Source organism: Ralstonia sp. ASV6 (genome assembly GCF_016429285.1).
Lineage (GTDB): Bacteria > Pseudomonadota > Gammaproteobacteria > Burkholderiales > Burkholderiaceae > Ralstonia > Ralstonia flaminis.
In genome coordinates this window covers 21,088-28,272 of record NZ_JAELUI010000074.1, presented here as the reverse complement: position 1 = coordinate 28,272, position 7,185 = coordinate 21,088, and the positions used below count along the sequence as shown (strand labels likewise).

Below are 7,185 nucleotides of genomic sequence, written 5' to 3'. Positions count from 1 at the left end.
GAACCGCCCCGGTCTCGCTTGGAAGGACGCTATGAACCAATTCGCTATCCTCTATGCAGATCGATTCGTTCGACCGTCCGTGTGATTCTCAACCCCAGCCTTGAACACGGAAATCCTGACACTCCCGCGGGCACCCCGCGCATCGTCACATCGGCGGGACGAGACCGTCCTTGCCCACCAGCACGCGCTGCGCCGTCAGCGCGCCTTGCGCATCGGCGCGTACGAACAGCACCACGTGCGCGCCGGCCGTCAGTTCATCACGCCGCCCCGGCGCAAAGGTGACGATCGGCACCTCGGGCGGCACCACGATGCGCTGCTCCCCATCCTTGTACTTGACCGACAACGTGCGGCCCTGCGCGCCTGTCATGGCGCCGGCCTGCTCGACCGTGCCGTTGGTCATGGAGCTGTTCGGGCCCAGGTCATACGGGCGATGGCCATCACCTGTGCCACGCATGGCGTCGGGAAACACGTGCACTTCCAGCGCGCGCAAGGTGCCATCGGGTTGCTTCACAGCGGCCGTGCCGATATAGCTGCCGGCCTGGATGGCTGACGGCTCGATCGGGGCGACTTCCGTGACGGTCACCTCAGCGGGCACGGTGACGGTGGCCTTGTTCCCCGCCTTGTCGGCCACGTCGATGGTGTTGCCGTGCGTGGCGAGGATGGTCGCGCGCACGCGGGTGGGCGGCGCGCTGTCGGCGGCGAAGGTGGTTTGCGTGAAGAGCGAGGCGGCGGCGATGGCCAGTGCGGCGAAGTTGCCGGCTGTGGGAGACAGGCGTGGCATGGCGGTTTCCAATGGGATGCGCCCAAGCGTGGGCGGGGGTGGACGGTAAGTCCGAGCGCCAGTGTAAAGCGCAGGCTGCGCATGCGCTGGCGGCACAGCAGCACGTGGCGCGCAACGCGCGGCGGGTGTGTCGATGTGCTGCTGTTGGCGTTGGCGGTATCGGCGGTGCGTGACCAGGGTGTAGCAAGGCAGATGCCTGCACGGCAGGGCGGTGCGTGCCGTGCTTGCGTGGTACGCCGGTTGCGTCGGCTTGCCAGGGGCCAACACGCCATGCCAAGCAGGAGCCCGACCATGAAGCCGCAGAAGCATCCTTCGCAACACAAGCCCGGCGCCGAGCGTCAGGCGCGCGACGACCCTGTCGATCGTGCCAAACCGAATCTCCCCGTTTTGCCCAGCGAGAGCGCGGTCGGCGAGGAAGACCCGGGAGACTTCGAGAACGCATCCATCCGCCGGGATGACGGCCATCGCAACCCTGGCGCCGCACCGCCGCGAGAGCGCTAGGCTCGCCCGCGCCGCGTCTGCTGCTGCCCGCCGAGCAACGCCAGCCAGCGACGCAGTGGTGTGAGCCATGCCCACCGGTAAGGTGGTCCAACGGGCACGAGCACGCGCAGTTGTGCGCCGCCCGGCCGGTCCGCATACAAGCCCCACCAACCGGAAGTCTCCAGCGCATACGCATGGCCCTCCGTAAAGGTCTGGCGGACCCGGTACGCCTCGCCGGCCAGCCAGCGCGGCGGGTGCTCCAGCGTGATGCTGCCTGCCAGAACCACGATGGTGGTGCGGGCCGGCAGCCATTCAAGGCGCGATTCACCGGTCAGCAAGGCAGGCCATTCGGTGTGGAGTGGGGTGTCGGGGGTGCTGGCAGTCATGTCGATCTCCTGTGCATGACTGCAGCCTAAGCATGTGCCCTGGGCCGTAACAGACACAGAAAGCGCCGCTTGCACCACAACAGCGCCCGCATTGCGCCCATCTGTTGCGGTACAGTTTTGCGGTGTCTGTATCTGTTGCGGTGAAGTCCTTGCCTGCATGATCTGCGGGAGACTCTCACCGTCGTCCGCCCGTCATGACCGTCACCGAGTTGACCCTCCCGCCCATGCAGCCTGCACAGCCTCTCTATCGGATGCTGGCTGATCACTACCTCGGCGCAATTCGCAGCGGGGTGCTGATGCCGGGCGAACGCATGCCGTCGGTGCGCACGCTCATGCGTACACATGGGGTGAGCCTGTCAACGGCGCTGCAGGTGTGCCGGCATCTCGAAGCCGAGGGCTGGCTGGAAGCGCGCGAGCGCTCGGGGTATTTTGTGCGCCAGCCGCGCCGTGCCTTGCTTGCGCCGGTCAAGGAGCCGGAGGTGGCCACGCCGGATCCGGCTGCTTACGTGGGCGTGCATGCGCGCGTGTCGGCCATCGTGGCGCGTGGGCAGCAGGCCAATGCACGTGTTGATCTGTCGGGGGCGAGCGGGGCGCCGGCGCTGTACCCGTCGGCCGCACTCAACCGGATCACCACGCAGGTGCTGCGCCGGCATCCGTTCCTGCTTACGCAGGCCGTGACGCCCAATGGGCACCCGGAACTGCAGATCGCCGTGGCGCGCCGCGCGCTCGACATGGGGATGCAGATTGCACCGGACGAAGTGGTTGTCACGCATGGCTGCATCGAAGCGGTGAACCTCGCGTTGCGTGCGGTGGCGCAGCCGGGCGACACGGTGGCGGTGGAATCGCCCACGTACTACGGCTTGCTGCAAGTGCTGGAGAGCCTGGGCATGCGCGCGGTGGAGATTCCCACCAGCCCGCGCACCGGCATGTCGCTTGAAGCGCTGGAAATGGCGGTGCAGGCATACGACAACATCCGGGCGGTGGTGGTGGTGCCCAACCTGCAAAACCCGCTGGGCAGCATCATGCCCGACGCGGCCAAGCGGCGCATGGCGGCCTTCTGCGAGCAACACAACATCGCCCTGATTGAAGACGACACCTACAGCCCGCTGGCCGACAGCAACACACCGCTCAAGGCACTCAAGGCGTGGGACCGCACGGGCAACGTGATTTACTGCGCCTCTTTGAGCAAGACGGTGGCACCCGGCCTGCGCCTGGGCTGGATGACAGCCGGGCGCTGGCAGGGGCGTGTGCAGATGCTGAAGTTTGCGCAGTCGCGGCCGAACGATTCGCTTTTGCAGGTGGTGGCCGGGCGCTTTGTTGCCTCGGGGGCATACGACCGCCATATCCGCACGCTGCGCCAGACATTGCGCGAGCAGCGCGAGCGCATGGCGGAGTCGATTGCGGAGTGCTTTCCGGCCGGTACGCGGTTGTCGGTGCCGTCGGGCGGGTTGGCGATGTGGGTGGAGTTGCCGACCAACGTGTCGTCAGTGGCCTTGTTTGATGCTGCGCTCAAGCACAGCATCCGCATTGCGCCGGGAACGATGTTCTCGAACCTGAACCGCTTCGATCATTTCTTCCGCATCTGCTTCGGGCTGGAGCCCTCGGCCAACCTGGAGGCTGCGTTGGCCACGCTGGGCGAGCTGACGCGGCAACTCACCGAGGCGTAATCGAGGCGCAACTACCGGCACCAGGCCGGCATGGCTGCGTGCGACTCCAGACCCTGCACGCTCTGTGCGATCTGTTGCGACCACTGCTGCACCAACTGCTGAGTCGATGCCACCACCGCATCGACACCCGCACTGGCCGGTGCTGTCAACGTGTTCTGGCAGGTGAGGGCGGCGGCCGGGCCCTGCGTTTGCGTTGCCGTATCACGCGCCACACGCCAGGTCACCAGCGCCGTCACGTTCTGGCCGGGGCGCGCGTCATAGCTGCGCATGTCCGCAGTAATGCGGTAGAGCGGCACGCCCGCAGGCGCTACGCCGCCGCCAACATCCACCGCTGACAGTGCGCCGGCCAGATTGGCCGACAGCGCATCACGCAGTTCCGAGCCGAAGGGTGACGCCCACCGCTGTTGCTCCAGCGCCTGCACTTCACTGTCAGACGTACGCAGCACGATCTGCGGCTTGTCCAGGCGTTCAGGCACACGCACGCCTGACAGGCGGAAAGCGCGCTGGAAGCGTGCATCGGGCGCGGGCGCTTCGTTGCGCAGCGACAGCGTATGCAACGTCGGCTCGGGCGAGGCGCACGCCGCTACCAGAGCGGCAGCGGCAACAGCGCCGGCCAATCGAAGAGAAGACGACAGCATCGACGTTTGCATCATTGCGCATCCTTTGCCTTGCCCCGGATCAGCGCTTCGGGGTGGGTTTGCAGGTAATCGGTCAGCACGCGCACCGAGGCGGCGGCCTTGGCGACCTGTTCCAGCGTGTCGCGTGCGTTGCGTTGCAGCGGCGCGTCGTCGGAGAAGGTCTGGCGCGCGGTCTCCAGCGTACGGCGTGCCTCTGCCAGTGTTTCCTTCATTTGCGGAGCCAGGTCGCTGTTCACCGTCTTGGCCAGCTGTTCAGTCTGCTTGAGCGTGGCGTCCAGCGTGCCGAGCGCGCGATGCATGTCCTGGCCGATTTGCTCGAACGGTACCTTGTTGAGCTTTTTGGCAATGCCGGCGAGCTGCGCTTCAATGTCGTCGGTTGGATTGTCGGCGGTCGGGAAGACATAGGCGCCGTCGCGTTCGCGCATGCCGAAGCGAGGCGGCGTCTTCTCGCGGTCGCCCGGGTCGACAAAGTCGAGTTGCACGAATTGCTGGCCGGTCAGCAAGCTGGCGTTTTTCAACTGCGCGCGCATGCCGTTCTTGATGAGCACGTCGAACTGTGTGCGGACATCCTCGGCTGCGTGTTGCGGGTTGTCGTCGCGAATGTCCATGCCAAAGCGCGTCGGGTACAGCGTGGCAGTGACGGGCAGCACGAACTCATGATGCTTCTTGCTGTAGTGGATGCCGATCGATTTGATCTCGCCCACATTGATGCCCTTGAACTCCACCGGTGCACCCACGGTCAGCCCGCGCAGGGAACGATGGAAGTACATCACCACCGTTTGCGAAATGTGCTCCGGATCCTTGAGTGCCGTGGCTTCGTTGCGCACGAGCTGATACTCGGTGTTGGGCGTGGCCGGCTCATGGTCGGCCTCTTCCGGCGTCTGGAAGGCAATGCCGCCGAGTGCGACGGTCAGCAAGGATTGCGTGTCGAGCTTCAGGCCGTTGGCGTCGAGCTTGAGGTCGATCCCGCTGGCGTTCCAGAAGCGTGTGCCGCGTGCGACAAACTTGTCGAACGGCGCATTCACGAAGACATGCAGCGTCACGCCCTTGCCATCGATATCGATGTCGTAGCTGGTGACCTGTCCTACACGCACGCGGCGGAAGTACACCGGCGAACCGATATCGAGCGAGCCAAGATCTGGCGCATGCAGCGTGAATTGCTTGCCCGGGGTGTCGGCGTAGATGGCGGGTGGCGTGTCCAGGCCCTTGAACGTGGTTTTCCTGTCGTGGGAGCGCCCGCCGTCTACACCGATGTAGGCGCCTGAGAGCAGCGTGCCCAGCCCCGAGACGCTGCCTGCTGCAACACGTGGGCGTACGACCCAGAAGCGCGCGTCGGATACTGCGAAGGCCTTGCCGTCGTGAGTGAGTTCGATCAGTGCGACGGCGCCGGAGCGATCGTCCGTCAGCCCGATGGACTTCACGACGCCAATGTCGACGCTCTTGTACTTCACACGCGTCTTGCCCGCTTCGATGCCCTCGGCCGAGCTGAAGGTGACCGTGATCTGCGCGCCGCGCGCCAGGATCACGCGCGCCATGAGCGTGCCACCCACCAGAAGTGCAACGATGGGCACCAGCCAGATCAGCGAAGGCAGCCAGCGCTTGCGTTTCACGCGGCGCGGCGGCGGGACGTTTTCTTTATCAATGGGGTCGGTCATGCGTCGGTCTCATCGGGATCGGGCTCGTCGACGGCGTCCCAGATCAGGCGGGGGTCAAAACAGCGGGCGGCGAACATGGTCAGCACCACCACGGCGGCGAATGGCCCGACACCGGGGCCAGGCTTGATGACAGCTAGCGTGGACAAGTGCACCAGCCCCGCCAGCAATGCCACCACGAATACGTCGAGCATCGACCAGCGGCCGACTGCCTCGACAATCACATACAGCCGCGTCCGAAAGCGCGGGTTCCAGCGCCAGCGCTGCTGCACCGACAGGCACAGCACCGCCAGAATGCCCAGCTTGGCCAGCGGCACAAAAAAGCTGGCGATGAACACGATGATGGCCAGGTGCCACGAGCCCGACGTCCACAAGTAGACGATGCCGCTCATGATGGTGTCTTGCTGCGTGCCGACCAGCGTGTCGGTAATCATCACGGGCAGCATGTTGGCCGGCAGGTACATGGCCATCGCAGCAATCAGCAGTGCCCAGCAGCGCATCAGGCTGTCGGGCTTGCGCGCGTGCATGGGCGACAGACAGCGCGGACAGACCGGCGCAGCGGCGTGCTCGGGGGTATCGTCGTGCGCGAGCGCGGCCTTGGCGGCGGTCTGTGCGCCGGGCATGCGTGCGAGCAGGCCGCAACGCTCACACGTGGCAAGGCCATGTGCGGTGGCCCGGATGGGGGCTGCGGTGTTGCTCATGCACGGCCCTCGCCATCGGTGGTTTCGCCGGGGCGGGCTGCGGCATCCATGCCGGTGGGTGCGTTGACATGCGTGCCCGGTGGAAGCGTCATGCCGATCTCGCGCCAGAACGGGCGCAGATCGATCGACAGCGCAATCGTCATGAACACCGTGAGCGCGCCGAATGCCCATAAGCCCGCGTCGGCTTGCAATGACACCATGTGCGCCACTTTGATGAGCGCCACCACCACGCCCAGCATGAAGATCTCGATCATGGCCCAGGGCCGGATCAACGCCGCAGCGCGCAGCGCCAGTGCAGCCGCCGGATGCTGCCGCCCGCGCAGTCGTGCAATCAGCAGCGGTGCCAGCACAGTCATGTACAGCAGGGGGAACAGCAACGTGGTCAGGCCAACCAGTACAGCCGCGAACACCATGTTGTAGTTGTACAGCGCTTCAACAGCGCCCCACAGCGTAGTGGTGCTGCGGTTGCCGCCGCCGTTGAGCTCGGCAATCGGGAAGCTGTTGGCGACGAAGTAGACGATCAGCCCCGTTACGATTAACGGCAGCAGTACCGAGAGCCGCTCGCTCTGGTTGCGATACAGCTTGACGCCGCAGCGCGTGCAGCGCGCCTCTTCATCCAGCGCGATGACCTCGTGGCGATGCAGCGTGTCGCAATGCTCGCAGGCGATCCACGCGTCGGGATCCCCGGGGAGCGGTTGTGCGACCGGGGCGGCGGGTGAGGCGGAAGCGGTGCCCGATGCGTCATCTGGCGCCAGCCCGGGCAGGGCCGCACGCCACGATTGCGGCAGCGGGAAGGGGAATTTCACGTCGAACAACTCCATCGTCTGGCCGGTGACCGGGCCGTTACATCACTTCTGCGCGATATCGCAAAGCGCAGCCC

At 65.8% G+C, this 7,185-nt stretch carries 8 protein-coding genes; 2 read left to right on the top strand and 6 right to left on the bottom strand.

All coding sequences use genetic code 11. The features are described 5' to 3' along the window. Positions 1 to 145: 145 nt before the first annotated feature. Positions 146 to 781, bottom strand: a complete 636-nt coding sequence (locus tag JHD73_RS15755; protein WP_199031207.1) for a hypothetical protein — start codon at positions 779 to 781, stop codon at positions 146 to 148. An 81-nt stretch (positions 782 to 862) separates the two neighbouring features. On the opposite strand from JHD73_RS15755, the gene JHD73_RS15750 reads away from it, so the two are divergent. Beyond that, positions 863 to 1,282, top strand: coding sequence for a hypothetical protein (locus JHD73_RS15750; protein ID WP_199031209.1), 420 nt, complete (start codon positions 863 to 865; stop codon positions 1,280 to 1,282). On the opposite strand, the gene JHD73_RS15745 is transcribed toward JHD73_RS15750, so the two are convergent. Continuing rightward, complete coding sequence (locus JHD73_RS15745; protein ID WP_199031206.1) at positions 1,279 to 1,647, bottom strand: hypothetical protein; 369 nt, start codon at positions 1,645 to 1,647, stop codon at positions 1,279 to 1,281. The two genes, JHD73_RS15750 and JHD73_RS15745, sit on opposite strands and share 4 nt — an antisense overlap. Before the next feature lie 194 nt (positions 1,648 to 1,841). Here JHD73_RS15745 and JHD73_RS15740 point away from each other — a divergent pair, with 194 nt between their 5' ends. Further along, the gene (locus tag JHD73_RS15740; RefSeq protein WP_199031205.1) at positions 1,842 to 3,314 is read left to right on the top strand and encodes a PLP-dependent aminotransferase family protein; all 1,473 of its coding nucleotides are present in this window, start codon (positions 1,842 to 1,844) and stop codon (positions 3,312 to 3,314) included. A gap of 11 nt (positions 3,315 to 3,325) precedes the next feature. Here the strand turns inward: JHD73_RS15740 and JHD73_RS15735 are convergent, their stop codons facing one another. From JHD73_RS15735 to JHD73_RS15720, 4 genes are read right to left on the bottom strand one after another with little or no spacing between them, the layout of a single operon-like run. Then, entirely contained in the window at positions 3,326 to 3,967 is a 642-nt protein-coding gene (locus JHD73_RS15735; protein ID WP_199031204.1) for a membrane integrity-associated transporter subunit PqiC, read from the bottom strand. Continuing rightward, the gene (locus JHD73_RS15730) at positions 3,964 to 5,607 is read right to left on the bottom strand and encodes an intermembrane transport protein PqiB (protein WP_199031203.1); all 1,644 of its coding nucleotides are present in this window, start codon (positions 5,605 to 5,607) and stop codon (positions 3,964 to 3,966) included. The genes JHD73_RS15735 and JHD73_RS15730 overlap by 4 nt, the downstream gene beginning before the upstream one ends. Next, positions 5,604 to 6,305, bottom strand: coding sequence for a paraquat-inducible protein A (locus tag JHD73_RS15725; RefSeq protein WP_199031202.1), 702 nt, complete (start codon positions 6,303 to 6,305; stop codon positions 5,604 to 5,606). The genes JHD73_RS15730 and JHD73_RS15725 overlap by 4 nt, the downstream gene beginning before the upstream one ends. After that, positions 6,302 to 7,126 carry a paraquat-inducible protein A gene (locus tag JHD73_RS15720; RefSeq protein ID WP_199031201.1) on the bottom strand — a complete coding sequence of 275 codons (825 nt, stop codon included), beginning with the start codon at positions 7,124 to 7,126 and terminating at the stop codon, positions 6,302 to 6,304. Before JHD73_RS15720 ends, JHD73_RS15725 begins: the two co-directional genes overlap by 4 nt. Positions 7,127 to 7,185 lie beyond the last annotated feature (59 nt).

Coding starts and splice junctions, on each gene's coding strand:
- JHD73_RS15740 (WP_199031205.1), top strand. CDS start 1,842: ATGACCGTCACCGAGTTGACCCTCCCGCCCATGCAGCCTGCACAGCCT.
- JHD73_RS15720 (WP_199031201.1), bottom strand. CDS start 7,126: ATGGAGTTGTTCGACGTGAAATTCCCCTTCCCGCTGCCGCAATCGTGG.
- JHD73_RS15730 (WP_199031203.1), bottom strand. CDS start 5,607: ATGACCGACCCCATTGATAAAGAAAACGTCCCGCCGCCGCGCCGCGTG.
- JHD73_RS15735 (WP_199031204.1), bottom strand. CDS start 3,967: ATGATGCAAACGTCGATGCTGTCGTCTTCTCTTCGATTGGCCGGCGCT.
- JHD73_RS15725 (WP_199031202.1), bottom strand. CDS start 6,305: ATGAGCAACACCGCAGCCCCCATCCGGGCCACCGCACATGGCCTTGCC.
- JHD73_RS15755 (WP_199031207.1), bottom strand. CDS start 781: ATGCCACGCCTGTCTCCCACAGCCGGCAACTTCGCCGCACTGGCCATC.
- JHD73_RS15750 (WP_199031209.1), top strand. CDS start 863: ATGCGCTGGCGGCACAGCAGCACGTGGCGCGCAACGCGCGGCGGGTGT.
- JHD73_RS15745 (WP_199031206.1), bottom strand. CDS start 1,647: ATGACTGCCAGCACCCCCGACACCCCACTCCACACCGAATGGCCTGCC.